Origin of the sequence: Rhizobium sp. NZLR1 (genome assembly GCF_017357385.1) — a bacterium.
Taxonomy (GTDB): domain Bacteria; phylum Pseudomonadota; class Alphaproteobacteria; order Rhizobiales; family Rhizobiaceae; genus Rhizobium.
Genome location: NZ_CP071633.1, coordinates 159306 through 178485, shown reverse-complemented (window position 1 = coordinate 178485; position 19180 = coordinate 159306). Strand labels below are relative to the sequence as shown.

The 19180-nt window shown below is 58.8% G+C and carries 20 protein-coding genes and 1 pseudogene; 18 read left to right on the top strand and 3 right to left on the bottom strand.

Going from position 1 to position 19180, the window contains the following annotated elements; all coding sequences use genetic code 11:
• Positions 1-30 precede the first annotated feature (30 nt).
• The gene (locus tag J3O30_RS23235) at positions 31-1026 is read right to left on the bottom strand and encodes a LacI family DNA-binding transcriptional regulator (protein ID WP_207585173.1); all 996 of its coding nucleotides are present in this window, start codon (positions 1024-1026) and stop codon (positions 31-33) included.
• Positions 1027-1197: 171 nt separating this feature from the next.
• Here J3O30_RS23235 and J3O30_RS23230 point away from each other — a divergent pair, with 171 nt between their 5' ends.
• The 7 genes from J3O30_RS23230 to J3O30_RS23200 all read left to right on the top strand — a co-directional run bounded on the left by J3O30_RS23230 (position 1198) and on the right by J3O30_RS23200 (position 7866).
• The gene (locus J3O30_RS23230; protein ID WP_207584928.1) at positions 1198-2145 is read left to right on the top strand and encodes a sugar ABC transporter substrate-binding protein; all 948 of its coding nucleotides are present in this window, start codon (positions 1198-1200) and stop codon (positions 2143-2145) included.
• A 124-nt stretch (positions 2146-2269) separates the two neighbouring features.
• Entirely contained in the window at positions 2270-3391 is a 1122-nt protein-coding gene (locus tag J3O30_RS23225; protein WP_207584927.1) for an ABC transporter permease, read from the top strand.
• Between the two features lie 2 nt (positions 3392-3393).
• Positions 3394-4188: an ATP-binding cassette domain-containing protein gene (locus tag J3O30_RS23220; protein WP_207584926.1), complete on the top strand. Its 795-nt coding sequence runs from the start codon at positions 3394-3396 to the stop codon at positions 4186-4188.
• A gap of 81 nt (positions 4189-4269) precedes the next feature.
• Positions 4270-5073, top strand: coding sequence for a TIM barrel protein (locus J3O30_RS23215; protein ID WP_207584925.1), 804 nt, complete (start codon positions 4270-4272; stop codon positions 5071-5073).
• A 42-nt stretch (positions 5074-5115) separates the two neighbouring features.
• Positions 5116-6108 carry an inositol 2-dehydrogenase gene (iolG, locus tag J3O30_RS23210; protein ID WP_207584924.1) on the top strand — a complete coding sequence of 331 codons (993 nt, stop codon included), beginning with the start codon at positions 5116-5118 and terminating at the stop codon, positions 6106-6108.
• A gap of 139 nt (positions 6109-6247) precedes the next feature.
• Entirely contained in the window at positions 6248-6532 is a 285-nt protein-coding gene (locus tag J3O30_RS23205) for a MurR/RpiR family transcriptional regulator (RefSeq protein ID WP_207584923.1), read from the top strand.
• Between the two features lie 512 nt (positions 6533-7044).
• On the top strand, positions 7045-7866 hold the full coding sequence (locus J3O30_RS23200) for an Ig-like domain-containing protein (RefSeq protein WP_207584922.1): 822 nt from the start codon (positions 7045-7047) through the stop codon (positions 7864-7866).
• A gap of 88 nt (positions 7867-7954) precedes the next feature.
• Here the strand turns inward: J3O30_RS23200 and J3O30_RS23195 are convergent.
• Positions 7955-8347, bottom strand: a pseudogene (locus tag J3O30_RS23195) (dihydrolipoyl dehydrogenase); the annotation flags it as partial.
• 50 nt (positions 8348-8397) lie between these two features.
• Positions 8398-8934: a prepilin peptidase gene (locus J3O30_RS23190; RefSeq protein WP_207584921.1), complete on the bottom strand. Its 537-nt coding sequence runs from the start codon at positions 8932-8934 to the stop codon at positions 8398-8400.
• A gap of 256 nt (positions 8935-9190) precedes the next feature.
• Between J3O30_RS23190 and J3O30_RS23185 the strand changes: the two genes are divergently transcribed.
• The 11 genes from J3O30_RS23185 to J3O30_RS23135 all read left to right on the top strand — a co-directional run bounded on the left by J3O30_RS23185 (position 9191) and on the right by J3O30_RS23135 (position 19178).
• Positions 9191-9388: a hypothetical protein gene (locus tag J3O30_RS23185; RefSeq protein WP_207584920.1), complete on the top strand. Its 198-nt coding sequence runs from the start codon at positions 9191-9193 to the stop codon at positions 9386-9388.
• A gap of 97 nt (positions 9389-9485) precedes the next feature.
• The gene (gene cpaB, locus J3O30_RS23180; RefSeq protein WP_207584919.1) at positions 9486-10403 is read left to right on the top strand and encodes a Flp pilus assembly protein CpaB; all 918 of its coding nucleotides are present in this window, start codon (positions 9486-9488) and stop codon (positions 10401-10403) included.
• Positions 10404-10458: 55 nt separating this feature from the next.
• Positions 10459-11946 carry a type II and III secretion system protein family protein gene (locus J3O30_RS23175; RefSeq protein WP_207584918.1) on the top strand — a complete coding sequence of 496 codons (1488 nt, stop codon included), beginning with the start codon at positions 10459-10461 and terminating at the stop codon, positions 11944-11946.
• On the top strand, positions 11927-12235 hold the full coding sequence (locus J3O30_RS23170) for a hypothetical protein (protein ID WP_207584917.1): 309 nt from the start codon (positions 11927-11929) through the stop codon (positions 12233-12235). Before J3O30_RS23175 ends, J3O30_RS23170 begins: the two co-directional genes overlap by 20 nt.
• Before the next feature lie 92 nt (positions 12236-12327).
• Positions 12328-13932, top strand: coding sequence for a TadE/TadG family type IV pilus assembly protein (locus tag J3O30_RS23165; RefSeq protein WP_207584916.1), 1605 nt, complete (start codon positions 12328-12330; stop codon positions 13930-13932).
• Positions 13929-14408 carry a TadE/TadG family type IV pilus assembly protein gene (locus J3O30_RS23160; protein WP_207584915.1) on the top strand — a complete coding sequence of 160 codons (480 nt, stop codon included), beginning with the start codon at positions 13929-13931 and terminating at the stop codon, positions 14406-14408. The genes J3O30_RS23165 and J3O30_RS23160 overlap by 4 nt, the downstream gene beginning before the upstream one ends.
• Positions 14402-15025: a TadE/TadG family type IV pilus assembly protein gene (locus J3O30_RS23155; protein WP_207584914.1), complete on the top strand. Its 624-nt coding sequence runs from the start codon at positions 14402-14404 to the stop codon at positions 15023-15025. The genes J3O30_RS23160 and J3O30_RS23155 overlap by 7 nt, the downstream gene beginning before the upstream one ends.
• Positions 15026-15051: 26 nt before the next feature.
• Positions 15052-16194 (top strand): pilus assembly protein, encoded by a 1143-nt coding sequence (locus J3O30_RS23150; protein ID WP_207584913.1) that lies wholly within the window; start codon positions 15052-15054, stop codon positions 16192-16194.
• Complete coding sequence (locus J3O30_RS23145) at positions 16191-16763, top strand: L,D-transpeptidase (protein ID WP_207584912.1); 573 nt, start codon at positions 16191-16193, stop codon at positions 16761-16763. Before J3O30_RS23150 ends, J3O30_RS23145 begins: the two co-directional genes overlap by 4 nt.
• A gap of 16 nt (positions 16764-16779) precedes the next feature.
• Complete coding sequence (locus J3O30_RS23140) at positions 16780-18228, top strand: CpaF family protein (protein WP_207584911.1); 1449 nt, start codon at positions 16780-16782, stop codon at positions 18226-18228.
• Positions 18225-19178 (top strand): type II secretion system F family protein, encoded by a 954-nt coding sequence (locus J3O30_RS23135; RefSeq protein ID WP_207584910.1) that lies wholly within the window; start codon positions 18225-18227, stop codon positions 19176-19178. The genes J3O30_RS23140 and J3O30_RS23135 overlap by 4 nt, the downstream gene beginning before the upstream one ends.
• The last annotated feature ends 2 nt before the right edge of the window (positions 19179-19180 follow it).

Genomic DNA, 19180 nt, shown 5'->3' with positions numbered 1-19180 from the left:
GTTAAAAAGGCTCGCGGGCTAGCGGGCAATTCACGCCGATGATCTCGGCACAAGACGCCCAGGCAGAATAATCGTTTCGGCTTCGCGCTTGCCCGTGATCATTGCGACCATGGTGTCAATCATCTCATCGGCAGGCTGCTCGTAAGACGTCAGTTGATAAGCGGGAGCGGCGCTGAGCTCGATATTGTCGAAGCCGACGATCGCCAGGTCATGTGGAACGCGAAGCGCGAATTCGCTGCGGACCACATCCATTGCTCCGAGCGCCAGAATGTCGTTCTCGCACATCAGCACATCGATGCGCGAGGAGGGGGAGGTGGCGTTCAGATAGGCGCGCGCCACCTTAGCCCCGGCCTCGGCGCTGTAGCGCTCTGCAGTCAGCTCGACGACGCCTTCGACGCCCTTCCGCTGCCAGAATTTCAAATAGTGATGTCGTCGGCCGAGCGCGGTCGACAGGGTCTGTCCTCCCGTCATGAAGCCCGGACGGCGATACCCCCTCTCGAACAGGTAATTCACAATTTCGCCGAGAGCGAGTTCGGCATTGCAGGCGACGGCGGGAACGCCGGGGATTTGGCTATCGCGCGCAAGGACGAACATCGGCGGAAAACCGGGGCCAAGCCGTTGACTACCCAGCGTTTCCTCACGAAAGGCGGTTCCGAACAGAATGACGGCGTCGAACTGGCGCTGATCGGCGTTGATCAACGCATGAATGTGATCGAAATGGCGATTGATATTGATCAGGACGGTCAGCAGACCCTCCGCCTGCAAACGCTCGGTCAGCATCTCCAGAACGGGGAGCTTATGTGGGTTGGCGAAGTCGTCGACGAAGACGGCGACCTGATGCGTGATGTTCGTCGCAAGGCTGCGGGCAAGCAGGTTGGGTGAGTAATTCAGAGCCTCTGCCGCCCGAAGCACTTTCTGTCGGCTGGCATCTGTAATCGACGCACCGGAAGTGAAGGCGCGGATGACCGTCCATTTCGATACGCCAGCGGCTTCCGCCACCTCTTTTGCTGTCGCCCGCTTGCGCATTTGCCGCCTCCTTGATTGGAATGAATATTCCACAAAAAAATAAAAATGGAATGGATGCTTGATTTTTGTCGAGGATAAAGTAATTTTGCTCCGCTTGCTACCGGGTGCAAATGGAGTTGCAACCGGTAGCATTGGGAAGATCCACCCGGTGGATCGTTTTGGGAGGGTAAAATGAAATTTGGTCTGAAATCACTTTTCGCAGGCGCCGCCTTTGCGGCCGCGATCATCGGGTCTTCGGCACTTGCCACTGCCGCCGACATTCGCATCGTTGCCGTCACTCACGGTCAGGCCAACGACCCATTCTGGTCCGTCGTCAAGAACGGCGTGAGCGCGGGGGCCAAGGACATGGGTGCCAGTGTCGAATATCGTGCTCCGGAAACTTTCGACATGGTGTCGATGGCGCAGCTTATCGATGCTGCCGTCAATCAGAAACCCGATGGGCTGATCGTCTCCATTCCAGACGCCTCGGCGCTCGGTCCTTCCATTAAGAAAGCCGTCGCTGCCGGGATCCCGGTCATCTCAATCAATTCCGGCTCCGATGTTTCGAAAGAGTTGGGAGCGCTTCTGCATGTCGGTCAGGACGAATATACCGCCGGCAAAGCCGCCGGCGCAAAGCTCCACGATCTCGGCGGCAAGGAAGGCCTGTGCGTGAACCAGGAAGTCGGCAATGTTTCGCTCGATCTGCGTTGCAAGGGCTTTGCCGATGGTTTCGGCGGCAAAGTCACGGTGCTTCCTGTCAGCAACGATCCGGCCGATGTTCGGGCGAAGGTCAAGGCAGCGCTGAGTTCCAACTCGACCGTCGATACCGTTATGGCGCTCGGCGCCAGCACAGCTGGTGAGCCGGCCTTGGCAGCCGTCGAAGATGTCGGCATGACCGGCAAGATCAAGGTGGCAACCTTCGACCTTTCGGCTGATTTTCTGAAGGCGGTGGCAGACGGCAAGGCCGCTTTCGCGATCGATCAGCAGCAATTCCTTCAGGGTTATATGCCTGTCGTGTTTCTGGCCAATTACGCCAAATACGGGCTCATCCCAGGTGGCAACGTCCCCTCCGGTCCGAACCTGATCACCAAAGAAAAGGCCGCTCAGGTAGTCGATCTTTCCGCTAAGGGGATCCGCTGACCGAGATTGCCGAAAGGCATCCTCCCGAAGTTCCTCCCCGTTATCGGGGAGGGGCTTTGGTTTGATGGAACGCGCTGCGAGGCAGCGCAGATGAAGCGCTAAATTACATTCACAGGGAGGAATCATGGCTTCGCTTGAGCAGAAAGCGGCGGTCGCGCCGAAAGCCGATGAGCGTATCAAGCAGGTGGGCTTTCTGACGCAACTGATGCGTCGGCCCGAGCTTGGAGCCGTGGCCGGCCTGGTGCTCGTCATCGTATTTTTCTTTCTCACCGCAGACCCCACAATGTTTTCGCTTTCGGGCGTAATGACGATCATGGCGCCGGCTTCCCAATTGGGGATCCTCGCCATCGCGGCCGCACTTCTAATGATCGGCGGCGAGTTCGATCTCTCGATCGGTTCTATGGTCGCGTTCGCTGGACTGGTCTTTGGTGTCATCCTGACCAACTTCGGTCAGCCATTGTCGGTCGCCATCGTGATGACGATGCTTTTCGCCGCCTTCATGGGCGCGATCAACGGACAGATCGTGATCCATACGCGTCTGCCATCATTTATCGTGACGCTGGCGTTCCTCTTTATTCTCCGCGGTCTGACGCTCGTCGGCCTGAAATGGGCAACCGGTGGCTCGACACAGCTCCGCGGCATCAGCGACCATGTCAAAGACAGCCCGCTGCTTGGAATTTTCTCCGGCGAAGCCCTGAAGGGCGCCTTCCTATGGTTCGCGGATCATGATCTGATCGACAAGTTCCCCAATGGCGTGCCGAAGGTCACGGGCGTTCCGGTTTCCGTCTTGTGGTTCGCAGCCCTTGCCCTGCTGGCGACCTGGGTCTTATTGCGTACGCGCACCGGCAACTGGGTCTTTGCGGCCGGCGGCGATCCCAATGCGGCGAGGAACTCGGGTGTCCCGGTCCACAGGGTTAAAACCGGCCTCTTTGCGCTGACGGCATGTGCGGCGGCACTCGTTGCGATCATCACCGTACTCGATGCTGGTTCCACCGACGCCAGGCGCGGATTTCAGAAGGAATTCGAAGCCATCATCGCAGCCGTTATCGGCGGGTGTTTGCTCACCGGCGGCTACGGCTCGGCGATCGGCGCCTTCTTCGGTGCGATTATCTTCGGCTCGGTTTCGATCGGTCTGACCTATACCAAGTTCGACTCCGACTGGTTTCAGGTGTTCCTGGGCTCAATGCTGTTGCTGGCCGTGCTCTTCAACAATTTCATTCGCCGCAAGGTTACTGGGGAGCGCTGATCATGGTTGACGTCAACATCCGAACTCCGGTCATCGAAGTGGCCGATATCGTCAAGCACTACGGTTCGGTGATCGCATTGAACGGCGTGTCAATGCAGGTCTCAGCCGGGGAGGTGCTTTGTCTTCTGGGAGACAATGGCGCGGGCAAATCCACGCTGATCAAGACGCTATCCGGCGTTGTCCGCCCGAGTGGCGGCGAGTTCCGGGTGGAGGGAAAGCCGGTCGATTTCAGAAGCCCCAGGGATGCACTCGATGCCGGGATCGCGACCGTCTACCAGGATCTTGCGATGATCCCCCTGATGTCGATCACCCGCAATTTCTTCATGGGGCGGGAACCTCGTAGAGGCGTCTTCCCATTCCGCCACATCGACTTCGATCACTGCAATGATGTCACGCGCGAGGAAATGCGCAAGATCGGCATCGATATCCGCGATCCCAACCAGGCCGTCGGCACGCTTTCCGGCGGTGAACGCCAGTGCGTGGCCATCGCACGAGCCGTCTATTTCGGCGCCAAGATCCTCATCCTGGACGAACCGACCTCGGCGCTCGGTGTGGCTCAGACCTCAATGGTGTTGAAATACATCCATCAGGTCCGGCAGAAAGGATTGGGCGTTATCTTCATTACCCACAATGTCCGCCACGCCTATGCGGTGGCCGACCGTTTCACCATCCTCAACCGCGGTCAAACGCTTGGCACATACGCAAAGGCGGACATCGCCATGGACGAACTCCAGAACCTGATGGCCGGTGGCAAGGAGCTGCAGCAGTTGTCCGAGGAACTCGGCGGTACGATCTAGACCGCGGTCACACCACAAGCGGTTCGACCGTTGCAAAAAAGCAATCGCCTCTCATTCACGCAATAACGATGGAACACGATCATGAACGATCGATCACGAGATGACTTGCCAACGTTTACACTCGCCGCCTGCGCGGAAATGCTCTGGCGCGACAAGGCGATCGAGTGGCGGGCCTCCCGCCTTAAGGAAATGGGCTTTGGCGTTGGTCTATGGAATTGGCCGGATCACGATCTGAGCAAGTTGGAAGCAACCGGCGCGACTTTCACAATTATGAACGGCTATCTCTCCGGCCGTCTGACCGACGACGAAGGTGCCGCCGAACTTCTCAAGACGGCACGCGAAACGGCGCAGATCGGTAAGCGGCTCGGCGTGCAAAGGCTCAATCTGCACGGCACAGGCCTGGGAGATGGAGGCCTGCCGGTCCAGCCGGTCGAAGTCGTGACCGGCGCCATGTGGTTGAAGGCGCGCGACACCCTCTGCCGTGTCGTCGACATGGCCGAAGAAGAAGGCGTCACCTTCACGCTCGAGAACCTCAACCTGCCGGTCGATCATCCGGGCGTGCCATTCGGGCGCGCCGAAGACACGCTGGCGCTTGTCTCGAGCGTCAATCATCCGCGGCTCCGCCTTAATCTCGATCTCTACCATGCCCAGATTGGCGAGGGAAACCTGATCGAGCTTTGCCGCAAATGCCTGCCTTGGATCGGCGAAATCCAGGTGGCCGATGTGCCCGGCCGCTGCGAGCCAGGGACTGGCGAGGTCAATTATAAGATGATCGCACGCACGCTCAAGGACATGGGCTATCGCGGCGCCATCGGTATGGAGGCCTGGGCGTCCGGCGACGATGAGGCGGCGCTCGACCGCTTCCGCGATGCCTTCACGGTTTGAACGATCCGACAGTTAACGCTTACAGATAACGGAGAAATATCGATGATCAGGTTTGGAGTGATCGGCGCCGGCCGGATAGGCAAGGTACATGCCGCCACCATCGCGGCGAACCCGAAGGCAAAGCTCGTTTATGTGGCCGATGCTTTCAGGGCCACGGCAGAGGCGCTTGCTGCCCAGACGGGCGCCGAGGTCGCTGACGCGGAGGATATCATCAAGTCTCCAGCGATGGATGCGATCCTCATAGCAACGCCGACGCCCAGTCATGCCGATCTCATCGAGGCGGCCTCGAAGGCCGGCAAGGCGATCCTCTGCGAAAAGCCGGTATCCTTGTCGGTCGAACGCATCAATGCCTGCCTCGACGTTGTCGAGAAGAACAATTCCACGCTGATGATCGGCTTCAATCGCCGCTTCGATCCCAATTTTGCCAGTGTGGAGGCGCGGCTGCGTCGCGGCGATGTCGGCGACATCGAAATCGTCACCATCACCAGCCGTGATCCCGCCCCGCCGCCAGCCGAATACGTCAAATCCTCCGGCGGCTTGTTCCGCGACATGATGATCCACGACTTCGATATGGCCCGCTTCCTCATGGGCGAGGAATTCGTCGTGGTAAACGCGCTTGGATCGTCTCTCGTCGACAAGGCGATCGGGGCCGAAGGTGATGTGGATACTGCCGCCGTGCAGATGCAGACGGCGTCGGGTCGTATCGCTGTCATCACCAATTCGCGCCGGGCAACCTATGGCTACGATCAACGCATCGAAGTCCATGGCGCTGCCGGCATGCTTGCGGCGCGGAATATCCAGGCAACCAGTGTGGAGCTTTCCAACGCAAGCGGTGTCAGCGGCGATCCCGTCCAATATTTCTTCCTTGAGCGCTACGCGCAGGCCTACGCCAACGAGATCAATGCCTTCATCGACGCAATCGACAATGGCCATCGGTCGCCGCGGCCGAGCGGGTTTGACGGATTGCAAGCTCAGAAACTCGCGGAAGCCGCAACCAAAAGCTGGCAGACCGGCAAACCGGTGACGGTCGATTGATGGAAGGGAACGGGTGCGAACCAATAGTGCTTCACGCGTTATCGGTTCGCACCCGACGCACCGGCTAACCTTTGCAGATCGTCGGATGCTACGCATGACCGGCAGATCCTAGATAGCGACCTTCAGGAGGCAGAAGCCAATGAAGCAGGCTAACGTTGGTCCTCCTCAGACATTGGAGGAGTTGAAATCGCTGATCGCGAGGCGTCAGATTGTCTTTCCCGATCGACTTGAGCAGGTTGCCAGACAAATCATTGAACGACCGGAGATGGTCGCTTTCGAAAGCGCGGCAGCGATCGCGCGCAGTTGCAAGGTATCTCAGACAACCGTTTTGCGCTTGGCTCAGCACTGCGGACTGCAGACATTCGCCGAATTGCGGTCGATGATGAGAAATCATGTTCGGAAGGCTGCCATCACTCACAGGTGACTCGGAGATCGAAAACTTGCGCGACTATCCCGGGCTGGGTTGATCAATAGAAGCCGCCAATCGCCGTTCGTTGCGAAGTTGAGAGCGATCGGCATGCAGAACGGCAACTTTAAAAGAGTGGGACGTTGAGATGGATGACAATGGTATACCATTGTAATCAAACGGCATATTGTTGTTCCATAATACAGATTACGCCACTTTCTTTGTAGGAAGGTGGGTTCGAGTTTAAAGTGCGACAGTTGGGCCAGCTAGAGATGCGACAGTCTCGCCTCTCGACGTGCTGGTCAATTGGCGGTGTCGCGCCGCTAATCGGCTTTGACAAAGGTTCCCTCCCTCCGGTTGCGCGTCCCTTCTTAATCGCTGCAAGTTTGCAGTCGCAGCGACGGTCCGCGCACCAATTCCCTTGCAGCGTGTAGTTTGTTGCTTGACTCAAAGTGGAGTAGAAAGTTTATTTGGGGCGTTCGGGTCGCTGCCCGACATCCTTTCCACGCTCATCTTCAGGGAGGCGAGCCATGGCAAATCACAAACCAACCGTGCCCAGCATGTCCATCCACGACTACTCCCCAACGGAAGCCGTCGAAGGCAACCTGCTCGAAAGCGCTTCGGACGCAGATGGCGATCTGCTTCAAGTTCAGTTCGTCAACGGCATGAGAATCCCCAGCAAAGCCGGTGAGCCGGGATATCTTACGGTAGCGGGCGAGCACGGAACGCTGACGATTTGGAGCAACGGCAGCTACGCTTACAACGTCAACGACCCGGCAAGCCTCGAGCCTGGTGGCGTATTTTCGGAGAATTTTTCATTCAAGACCTCCGATGGAAAAGGCGGTACTGACGTCAGCAACCTCCACATCGCCGTCAACGTCCCGCCGCAGGGGATGTATTCTATCGATTTTGAAAACGCCCCCAGGGAATATCCCGGGCAGTCCGATATCGCCTCGGGCTATGCAGGCTTCAAGTTTGGCGACAAACTTGACGGCAATCTCTGGGCGGTCGCCGAAGCGAACGGCAACGAGTACGTCGTCAGCAATCCCTACAATCCCTTTTTCAATCACGCTGACGGCAAGCTCTTCACGATAGAGGGCGTCGACGTCGCGACCAATTTCGACCCTGGTTACGAAGGGGTCGACGCCCTTGTAACCTTTGAGGGCTATATCGGTGGCAACAAGGTGAGCGAGATGGCCGTTACGGTTTATGGAGACACGATTGCCGACGGCCAGCATATCTCATTGGAAGCCCTCGGAGCAGTCGACTTCGTCCGCTTTGATATTCATCCTGACGTAGAGCCTACAGGCTTTCCGCAGCTCGCGTTTGACAACTTCACAGTTCTGGTCTGACCATGAACAGAGAGGCGGCTTCGCGCGATCCGCACCAACAGGCGTTCGCTTGGCAATAACCACTCATCATCGCCTGCTCCTCGTCAAATATGCAAAGCGCTTCCAAAGCTTTCAGCGCCGCCTCCATGACTGCTTCACTGCGGGTCGGATGGGCGTGGATGGTGCCGGCAATATCTTCCAGGCGCGCACCCATTTCGATCGCCAGCGCAAAGGCCGCCGAGAGTTCGGAGACCCCTGCTCCCACCGCCTGCAGGCCGAGAACGAGATTGGTGTCGGCGCGGGCGACGACGCGCACGAAGCCCTCCTCCGACAGCATGGTCATCGCCCGTCCGTTGGCGCTGAACGGAAACTGGCCGGTGCGGATTTCATAGCCCTGCGCCTGCGCCTCCGCCGGCGAGAGGCCGGCGCTGACAATCTCCGGATCGGTAAAGCAGATGGCGGGAACGCATCGCTTGTCCCAGGCACGCTTCTTGCCGGCGATGTGATCCCGGCCACCATCTCCGCTTGCGAGGAAGCTATGTCGATGCCAGGTCACCGCAGCTGCAGTTGCTCTCGGATGGGCGGCAAAGCCAAGGTGAGGAGCATGGCGAAAACCATGACGACGCCGTAAGGCACCTTCCGACTTGCCCGGATTTCCTCGATGCGCATGAAAAAGGCGAGATGTGCGACGCGCAGCGGCACAGGCAGCCGCAGAATCAGGAGCGTCACGATGCCGAGGACGAGGAGCAAAAGCGAAAACGGCAGCATTCCGTGCCATCCGACAAAAAGGCCGATCGGCATGAAAAGCTTGGCGTCTCCTGCTCCAAACAGCCGGAACGCCCAGAGCACCACCCCAAGCATAAACATCAGCAGACCGGCCCCTACATCGCCGCCGATTCCGCTCGACGCAAACAGCGTAGCGCCGACATCCTCGGAGCCAAGCATCACGGCCACCGCGCGCAGCGCATAAAGTGTCACGAGTGCAAGCACGAGCGTGTTGGGGATCTTCCATGTGCGGAAATCGGTCCAGGCGGCGTAGAGAAAAATAAATACTGAGAGCGAACTAATAAAGTCGGATGCCTGCAGCATAGTACTTAACCTTTTGGGCTATGATAATCTACAACGTGAGTTTGTGTTTCACTGCATGCTGGAAAATTACTCTCGTTTTACGACCAGCTATTACTTTTTAGTCTTAACTATAAGTATAGTTCCAATTTCGTCAAAGTATAAAACGATTGACTAAATTAGAATTAACAGATTATTAATATTCCCAGTCGCAGGGGCGGTCTCGACGACAAGGCAGCCGGGGGATTACGGCGCACAACTTATCTGGAGGAAATTCTCGATGAAAGCATTTGTAAATAGCGTACGCGCTTTCGCGCGGGAAGAAGATGGCGTCGCACTCACTGAATACCTCATTCTGCTTGCCCTGCTGGTTGGCGGCGTGATCACGGCGGTGACGTTGGCCGGCACCAATCTGGCTGCCGTTTGGACGGGATGGGCCGGGTGGTTCACCACCAATCTGACCGTCCCGGCTGCCTGATTGGCGTTCGAAGAAGCGAGGGGTTTTTGTTAACCCCTCTCTCCTAAATTAGCATCAATGGATGGATGTATTCCGTCCAGTGTAGCGAGTAACCGCGATGCGTTCTTCAACCATTTTTAGTTTGGTTATTGCATTTGTGCTGGCGGCAGTCGCAGTTTTCGGCATGCGCGAGTATCTCTCTGATCAGAAGGCCCGGCTGCTGGCGATGAACGGCACGACGGCCGAGGAAAGGACACTTGTCGTCGCCGCCAAGGCAATGCGCTTCGGCGACCGAATCCGGTCCGAAAATCTCAAGGCCATTCCGTGGCCCTCAAACGAAACACCTACAGGCTCGTTCGTCAGCATCGAGGCGGTCGTTGGCAACGATGCCCAGCCGCATTATGCCATGGCGGCGATTGACCCTGGCGAGCCGGTGCTATCCTCGAAAATCACGGGTACCGGCGAACGCGCCACACTGTCGGCGGTGCTCGACCAGGGCATGAAAGCGGTTTCCATCCGCGTCAACGACGTGCTCGGCGTGGCCGGCTTCGTAAGGCCCTCCGATCGCGTCGACGTGCTTCTGACCCGGGTCGTGCGCGGGCCGGCAGGCAACGATCAGACCTTCGTTGACGTGCTGCTGCAAGGCGTCAAGGTGCTAGCGGTGGACCAGACGGCCGACGAGCGCAAGGACGAGCCATCCGTCGTCAAAACCGTCACCTTCGAGGTCACGACCGATGAGGCGCAGCGTCTTACCCTCGGCTCCAGTATCGGCACGCTCTCGCTGGCGCTTCGCAATGTTGCCTCTTCCTCTATCGAACAAACCCGGCCGATCACCGTTGCCGACCTCGGTGGCGGGCCGATGGCGACGGAGCTAGGTAAGGATTTGGAAAATATCAAGTTGCCAGAACCTGAAAAACAAGTGCAGATTGTGGAGCAAAAGGTCGAGCCGGTGTTGGCGGTCGAGCCGAAGTGGGTGACAGTGGGGGTCTGGAACACGACGAAGCGCGAGGAGCACAGAGTCGGCCTGGTCCAGTGATATTTAGGCGGCATGCCGCAGGTGCGGTTAGCCGAATGAGGGGGCTAAAGCAGGCATGGCGAACGGCAAGAGAAGAATCGCAAGGACGAAAAGCCTTGCGGCACTGGCGGCAGTGTTTTCGGCCTGTGTGTGTTTAGTGCCCGGATTTGTCCGCTGCGCCAGCGCACAGGAAAAGTTTGTCACGCTGGGCAAATCGGTCCAGCATGTGACGTTACCTCCGAATGAGACGCTGACGCTCAATACCGGCCAGCCCTTCGGCGATCTCGTCATCGGCAGCGCCGATATGATCGACGTGGTGCCGCTTTCCGACCGGTCGCTGTTCATCCGCGGCAAGAAGACCGGCGCCACCAATATCTCGGTCTATGGCGACGACAAGTCGCTTCTCGGCGTCATCGACATCCGCGTCGCCAGCGATTTCAGCGAAGTCGCCGCCGCCATTCGCTCTGCCGCGCCTTCGGCCCAGGTCAGGGTGGTCAACTCCAACGACCGCATTCGCCTGACAGGCATGGTCCGTGACGGCATCGAATTGCAGCGGGTGATGGAAATCGCCCAGTCCTATTCCGACCAGCCGGTGCTCAATCAGTTGCGCGTCAGTGACAGCCAGCAGGTGATGCTGGAGGTCCGTATCATTGAAGCCTCACGCCAGACGGGTCGTGACCTCGGGATCGGGTGGTCCGGGCGCGGCAACAACGGCATCGGCAAGGCAACGACCAGCCAGGGTATCGGCGTGAACGATGACGGTAGCCTGGCCCGTACCCTCGTTGACCCCAAGGGTGCGGCAACGGGTATGCTGCCCTTCGGCCAGTTGATCGCCAAAGTGCTGGAAATCTCGGGCGGCCGCATCGACGTGGTCATCAACGCGCTCGAGCAGAAGGGATTGGTGCGTCGCCTGGCTCAGCCGAACCTCATCGCAATGAGCGGCTCGACCGCCAGCTTCCATGCCGGCGGTGAAGTGCCGATCCTAAAGACGACGAACAACGGCACGACGGTGGCCACCGAGACGGACTATCGCCCCTTCGGTGTGCGGCTGACCTTCAAGCCGGTGGTTCTTGACGACGGCGTCATCAATTTGGAGATCGAGCCTGAGGTTTCCGAGCTTGATCCATCGATCAACGTCAACGGCAATCCGGGATTCATCTCGCGCGCTGCCAGCACCACGGTAGCGCTTCGCGACGGCCAGAGCTTTGCCATGGCGGGCCTGCTGCAGTCGATCAATGCCAAGGACATCCAGCAGTTGCCGGGCCTCGGGAAGATACCGATCCTCGGCGCACTGTTCCGTTCGACGAGTTTCCAGAAGAAGGAATCCGACCTCGTTATCGTCGTCACCCCGCACATTGTGCGACCGGCCCGCCCGGGTGAGGACCTCTACAGTCCGCTCGATCAGACGCGTTCGTCTAACGACGTCGAGCTTTTCGCACTCGGCGTCTTGGAAGTCGACAAGGACATGCTCCGACGCTTTCGCAATGGCGTAGGTGTGACCGGGCCTTACGGCCATCGTCTCGACCTGAACCAGGGAGGCCAAGTTGTTCTTACAAAACGCTAAGCGCGTCCTTCTCATCCTTGCCGCCACCGGCCTCGCTTCCGGCTGCGCCGACTACATGAACCATCGCGACACGATCACCTTCGGGGCGGGGAACGCCATGGAAGCAAACAAAGCCATCCACACCGAGGACCCCTTCCCGCCGGAAGCCCAGCGAACCCGGATCGCAAGCGACGGCAAGGTGATCCGCAGGGTGGTCACTCAGTACCAGAACGGCGGCGCGGGCGTTATTCAGCCGTCGCCGGCCATGGGGGCTGATGGGACGTCGAATGGGGCGACCGTCAGCCAGTAGATATTTGAAGGGCATGAACGGCGGCAGCGCCGGAAGGGAAAATGCACAAGACAGGGTGGTCACGGCGATAGCGCCGTGATGGGGGTGTGCCAATGCTGAGTAGGGTTGTCAGACGGTTCTGGAACGATCATCGCGGCTATGTCATCGCCTTGACGCTCATCGCCATGCCAATGCTTCTCGGTTTTTCGCTGCTGGTCATCGATGTCGGCCGCAGCGGTAACCTGCATACCGATCTCCAGAACGCGGTCGATGCGATGGCGTTGGCCGGAGCCCGCGAGCTCGATGGCCGCGATGATGCCATTTCGAGGGCGCAGACCGCGATCGAGAAAATCGCCAATGACGCGGCTTTTTCCGGGGGCGGGACCGGCATGTCGCTTGGCTCGCATATTACTGTGGCCTATGACGCCGGAAACGATGCCGGGAGCACGGTTGAAGTGCTTTTTCTGAAGAGCATCCCGGCCAACGACGATACGCCCATCCCGTCTTCGATGGAAACCACAGCGGCCAGCGAAGCTTCCTATGCCTGGGTCATCGCCAAGCCGCAGGCGATGCAGACGATCTTTCCGATCCCGGTTGGCTTCACCCGCAATACGATCAACATCGCTGCCGACGCCGTGGCGGTCTACCACGCCAGCGCCTGCGACGTCACGCCGATCTTTATCTGCAATCCGTTCGAGCCGGCGGGGAACACGAGCGAAAGCGCCAGCGACGTTGCAGCGGCGGCCTTGCACACCAATTTTGCGGCCGGCAATCTCTACGGGCGACAGATCGAGCTTCACAGCACCTCGGCGTCCAGTCCCGGTCCCGGCAATTTCGGGTTCCTCCGGACCCCCTTGGGCAACGGTGCGTCTGTGCTGGCGGAGGCTCTTGCCACCGGCAATCCCGGTACCTGCTATACACAGGACAGCCTCGATACGGAGACCGGCGCAAAGGCGGGGCCCGTCGAGGACGGCGTGAATACGCGCTTCGGCTATTACTCCTCATCGTTCAACAAGACGAACGGTGACTATCGTTACCGACCTGCCCCAAACATACGCTCGGCTCAGACAATCACCGGTAAGGCAAAGAAGGGTTGCGATACCTACAATCCAGTCATGGTCGGAGCCGTTGTCGGCGATGCGACCAAGGCTCTGCCGCTAGGCTACGGAGCGGCCATGACCTCGCTTTCCGGCGGCAAGATCAGCAGCGGCAACAATTGGAAATACACGACATACTGGAACGTCGCGCAGGGAACGACAGCGCCCTCGGTGGGCACGATCCTCAGCAACTACTCCAGTTATCCCGCGCAGGCGACCGGAACACCAGGCCAACCCTCCGCTTACGATGTTTATCGTTACGAGCTTGCAAGCCCGTCTCTCATCAACCATGCCTCGGCGAATGGTGAGACCGGAACACCGGCAACTGGCGGACAGTGCTATAGCGGCCCGGATCTTTCGAACTATACGGCGGCCGAGTATGGTGATCGCCGCGAGATCTTCTCGGCTATCGTCAATTGTGGCTATGAAGCCTCGGTCGGCCATTTAAACGGTCACAAGGCCACGCGCGCCGTGGCTTTCGCGCGCATGTTCCTGACCAAGCCGGCGATAAAGGATGCCGGCGAACGATACCTTTCCCTGGAGATGATCGATATCACCGGCAAAGGTGGTCGCGGTACGCTGGACGAATTCCTGCGGGAAGAAGCGGAGCTTGTCAGATGATGGCGCTCCGCAATTTTATCTGGCATCGGCTTTGTCTCGGCTTCTGGCGGCGGGAGGAAGGCGCGGTGCTGGCCGAAGCGCTGCTCGCAATCCCCTTTGTGACGCTCTTTGCGGCCGGGGTCCTGGAGTTTGGCAGCATCTTCTGGGAGCGTATGCAGATCGACGCTGGCTTGCGCGATGCGGGGCGCTACCTTTCGCGATGCCGACCGGTGTCGGGAACCTACGTTCCGACATGCAATCAGTCGACTGCGAAGACGATCGCCTTTTACGGAACGCAGACACCCACGGCAGACGCCAAGCCCCGTGTACCCGGCTGGAACGACCCTGCCGACATCACCATCACTGCACCCGATGCGGACGGGAACATCACCGTTTCCACTGCTCATCTCTACCAGACATCGCCCGTGTTCGGCTTTCTGGGAATCGGAGCCATCACTATCAATTCCTTCCATGAGGAAAGATACATCGGATGGTGACCTTTCGGGCAATCAAGTCGTTCTGGCAGGATAGCAGTGGTGTCAGCCTTGTCGAAGCATTGCTTACCTTTCCGATCGTCATGCTGGTATTCGCCGCCTTCATCGAGTTCGGCTATGCCATGTCGCAGTGGAATCAGACGGTCAAGGCACTGCAATATGGTGCCCGTTTGGCGGCGGTATCCGATCCGTTGACAACGAATTTCAATGCCACCTTCCCGATCGAAGCTGCCGATCCACTCAACAACGGCAAAGCGGCGCCGAACAATGCAACGATATCCTCGACCTGCGGACCGGCTCTTGCGAACTGCACGGCTGCATTGAACCGAATTGTCCTGGGAAGCGACGGCGTTTGCCAAGCGGGAACCGATCCTCACCCCGGCATTTGCGACCTCAACTGGCGCATCCAGCCGCAGAATCTGATGGTCACCTACCAGCGATCGGGGCTCGGCTATTGGGGCCGCCCGGACGGGCCCGTGCTGACGATGCGGCTGGAGGTGCGCAACATCACCTTCGATCTGCCGATCCTCGGCGGGTTGTTAGGACTTAACGACATCACCATCCCGGCCCATCCGGTGACGATCACGACGGAAGATCTAAAGACCTGTTCAACCTGCTGACTTCTTATCACGCGTAGGAAAGCGAAATGACAGCTCACATGAACATTGCTGCATCCACCAAGATCCTGGTCCTCTCCGACGACGCGGCTGCAGCGAGCTTCATGCTCGATACGTTCGGGTCGCTTTCGCGTTATGATGTCCGCCATCTGGCACTGAAGGCGCTCGGTGAAAAGGGCCGGTTCGATCCGACGCAATTTAACCTGATCGTTCTCGACGTCGACAACGGTGAATTGCTGCACCATCCGGAGCTCTCCGCGTTTCGCACCAGCTATCGGGACATCCCGCTCGTTGTCGTTTCCGAAGATTTGCCGGACGACATGCTGCGGCTGCTCTTCCGCCTGAACGGCAACGACTGGCTGAAGAAACCACTCGAGCGGCGCGCACTCATCGACATGATTTCGACCCATGCGCCAGGCACTGGGGCGAGCGACAGCCGGGTGCATGCCGTGGTCTCAGCCGTCGGTGGTGCCGGCGCCAGCATGATTGCTTCATCGCTCGCGCATGTGCTGGCCCAGCCGACCAAGAATTCCAATCCCCGGGTTGACTTGTTCGACACGGATTTTTGCGCCGGGACGCTTGGCTATTATCTTAACCTTGTCAACGACTACGACTTGAAACCGGTCATCGCCAATCCTTCCCGGGTCGATCTGGAATTCATCGATTTGGTCAGAAAGCGTCATTCGGGTGGCTTTTCACTGCTGTCCTTCAAGCAGCCATCAGTCCTTCTGGCGCCGAAGGGCGGTGAACTCGTGCTGCGTATGCTCGACGTGGCCGCCTTCGAGAGCGACCACACGATAATCGACATTCCCTATTATGACACGCCGTGGAAATATGATGTGCTCACATCGGTCAACAGCATCTGCATCGTCACCGAAATGACGGTCCCCGCGCTTTCTCAAGCCAAGGATTTGTTTGCCAATCTGGTACGGCTGCGAGGCAGTTCGGCGCAGATATTCATCGTCATCAACAAATACCGCGCCAAGCTTTTCGGCCTCGGCGTGCGCCGACAACAAACGGAGAAGATATTCAAGGATATCCCAACGCATGTCATTGCGGATGACTGGGATACCTTGAGCGAGGCGGCCAACCGCGGCGTGCTGCCATTTCAAGTGAATTCCCGGGCGCGCTTCTGCACCGCGGTCGGCAAACTCGGAGCACTGGTGCGATGAAGGCGATCGACAGTGGGCGCATGAGGTCCTGCGCCGCCCATGTCGGCCTTGTGGTTTTGGCAATTCTGGCCGTTGCCGGGGATGCCGCGGCAGCCGGGCTTGTGCCACGAAGCCTTGGGCCGACGACAAGCGCCGTGGTGGCGATCGAAAAGAACTATGCGGCTGGGACAATCGTCATCGTCACCGCGAACCGTACGCTGGATCTCGTCATCTCCGATGGACGCGCGATCCGTTACAAAATCGGAGTGGGACGAGACGGATTTCGTTGGAGCGGGACCGTCAAGGTTGGACGCAAGGCTGAGTGGCCTGACTGGCGCCCGCCTGCCGAGATGAAGGCGCGCGCAGCCGGACTTCCGGACATGGTGCCTGCCGGGCCGCTTAATCCATTGGGCGCTCGCGGGATCTATCTCTACAAGGACAGGACCGACACGCTCTACCGCATTCATGGAACGAATGAGCAGTCGACGGTCGGCGGTTTCGCATCATCGGGCTGTTTTCGCATGAGCAATGCCGACGTCATCGATCTCTATGAGAGGGTGAAAGTCGGTTCCACGGTCATTGTTAAATAGTTCAGGGGTGGGAAGCATGGCGAACGGCATCATGGGGCGTTTCTACAAGCAGCGGGAGCCGGAAAGCCGGGAACATCTGGAGGCGGCCGAACTGTCTTTAGCCGCCGCAGTTCAGAATACGCCTGCCCAACCGGCCTCTGGCAGCGCCACGGCGAGTGGCGAAGAGGCTTCGCTCGGGCCGGACATGGTTTCCGAGCGGGTCAATCTGCACCGCTACCTGCTCGATCGTATCAACCTCGGGATCCTCGACACGCTCGACAACGAGGAGATCGCCACCGAGATCCGGCCGTTGGTCAAGGACTATATCCGGAGTAACAACTTTCCGCTGAATGCCAAGGAAATCAATGATCTGATCCGCGATATCACCCACGAGATGCTCGGGCTAGGACCGATCGAGCCGTTGCTGGCCGACGACACAATCGCAGATATTCTCATCAACGGCTACAACAGCGTCTATGTCGAGCGGAGCGGCAAGCTCGAGAGCACCGCCGTGCGGTTCAAAGACGAGGACCATCTACTTCGGGTGATCAACAAGATCGTCTCGGCAGTCGGCCGTCGCGTCGACGAGTCAACGCCGATGGTTGACGCCCGCCTCAAGGATGGCTCGCGTGTCAACGTCGCCATCAGGCCGATCTCGGTCGATGGTCCGCTCGTTTCCATTCGCAAATTCACCCGCAAGCCGCTGACAATGGAGCGCCTCGTGCAATATGGTGCCATGGCCGATGCGATGCGCATCCTTCTTAGCGCCGCGGTCAAGGGCAAAGTGTCCATGGTCATTTCAGGCGGCACCGGTTCTGGCAAGACCACTTTGCTCAACGCTCTCTCGTCGCAGATTTCTCCAAAGGAGCGCCTGATCACCATCGAGGATGCGGCCGAGCTTCAACTGCAGCAGCCACATGTCGGGCGTTTGGAAACTCGACCGCCGACGCTCGACGGACGCAACGAGATCCGCCAGCGCGAACTCTTGAAAAATGCCCTACGCATGCGTCCCGACCGCATTATCGTCGGCGAAGTACGCGGCGACGAGGCGTTCGACATGCTGCAGGCGATGAATACCGGTCATGAGGGGTCGATGACGACCATTCACGCCAATACGCCCCGCGACGCTGTCGGTCGGCTTGAGCAGATGGTCGGCATGGCGGGGATGCCGATGTCGCAGTTGAGCATTCGCTCGCAGATCTCGTCCGCCATCACCATCATCGTGCAGGTCCAGCGCCTGAGCGACGGCAGTCGCAAGATTGTCTCGATTTCCGAGATCACCGGCATGGAGGGCGAAGTCCTGCAGATGCAGGAGATTATGAAATTCAAGAAACTCGGCACCGATGAAGGCGGGCGGATCCATGGAGAATTCCGCGCCACCGGCATTCGGCCGCGGTTCGTCGAGGAATTTGCCGAACTCGGGATCGAGATCCCCGGGACGATTTTTGATCCCGGTAAACCGCTGCAAACGGGACCTGTTCAATGAGCCTGACTCTGCTTTACGCGGCCGTTTTCACCGCGGCCCTTGTTGCTGTCGAAGCGATAATGCGCGGCTACTTCAAGACATCCGAACGCCACCGCGCTGTAAACCATCGGCTGAGCTTGCTCGAGGTCAGCGATGATCATCGTAAGACCTATAGCGACATGCTCAAGGAGCGCGGTGTCGGCGGCAGTTGGCGGCAAACCCCCATGATGCAGCGGCTGCTGCAGTTCTACGCCCAGTCGGGAATTAAGTTCGATGCAAGGCGATTTGCTCTCTTCACAATCGCGGGCGCACTCTTGACGTGGCTGGTCGTTCAGTTCCTCGTGCCGAGCACTCTGCTTAGAGTGCCGGTCTTTCTCCTGATTTGCCTCCTCATCCCCGCACTCGTCGTCTGGCGCGCTCGGGCGCGCCGCATGAAGAAATTCGAACTGAAGCTTCCTGAAGCGCTCGATGTCGCCAATCGCAGCTTGGCCGCCGGCCACCCGCTGCCGGCGGCGATTGCTTTGGTGGCACGCGAGATGCCTGATCCGATCGGCACCGAATTCGGCCTCCTCTCGGATGAACTCACCTACGGCGTTACACTGGACGACGCCCTTGTGAACTTGACGGACCGGGTCGGCGTCGAGGATCTGAACCTGCTTGCGATATCGTTGAGCGTACAGGCGGGAACCGGCGGCAATCTGGTGGAGATCTTGCAGAACCTTTCGAAGACGCTGCGAGACCGGACAATGCTCAGGGCAAAGGTCAGGGCGATTTCCTCGGAAGGACGCATCACGGCGATCTTCATGTCGGTCTATCCGTTTCTGCTCTACGCGATGATCAAGGCGTTGTCGCCGACCTACTTCGATCCTGTCTGGGATAGCGGCCACGGAACCACCGTGGTGAGCGTTTTGCTGGCCGTCATGGCCATCGGGAATGTCATTCTCTACAAGATGGTCAACTTCGAGTACTGAGG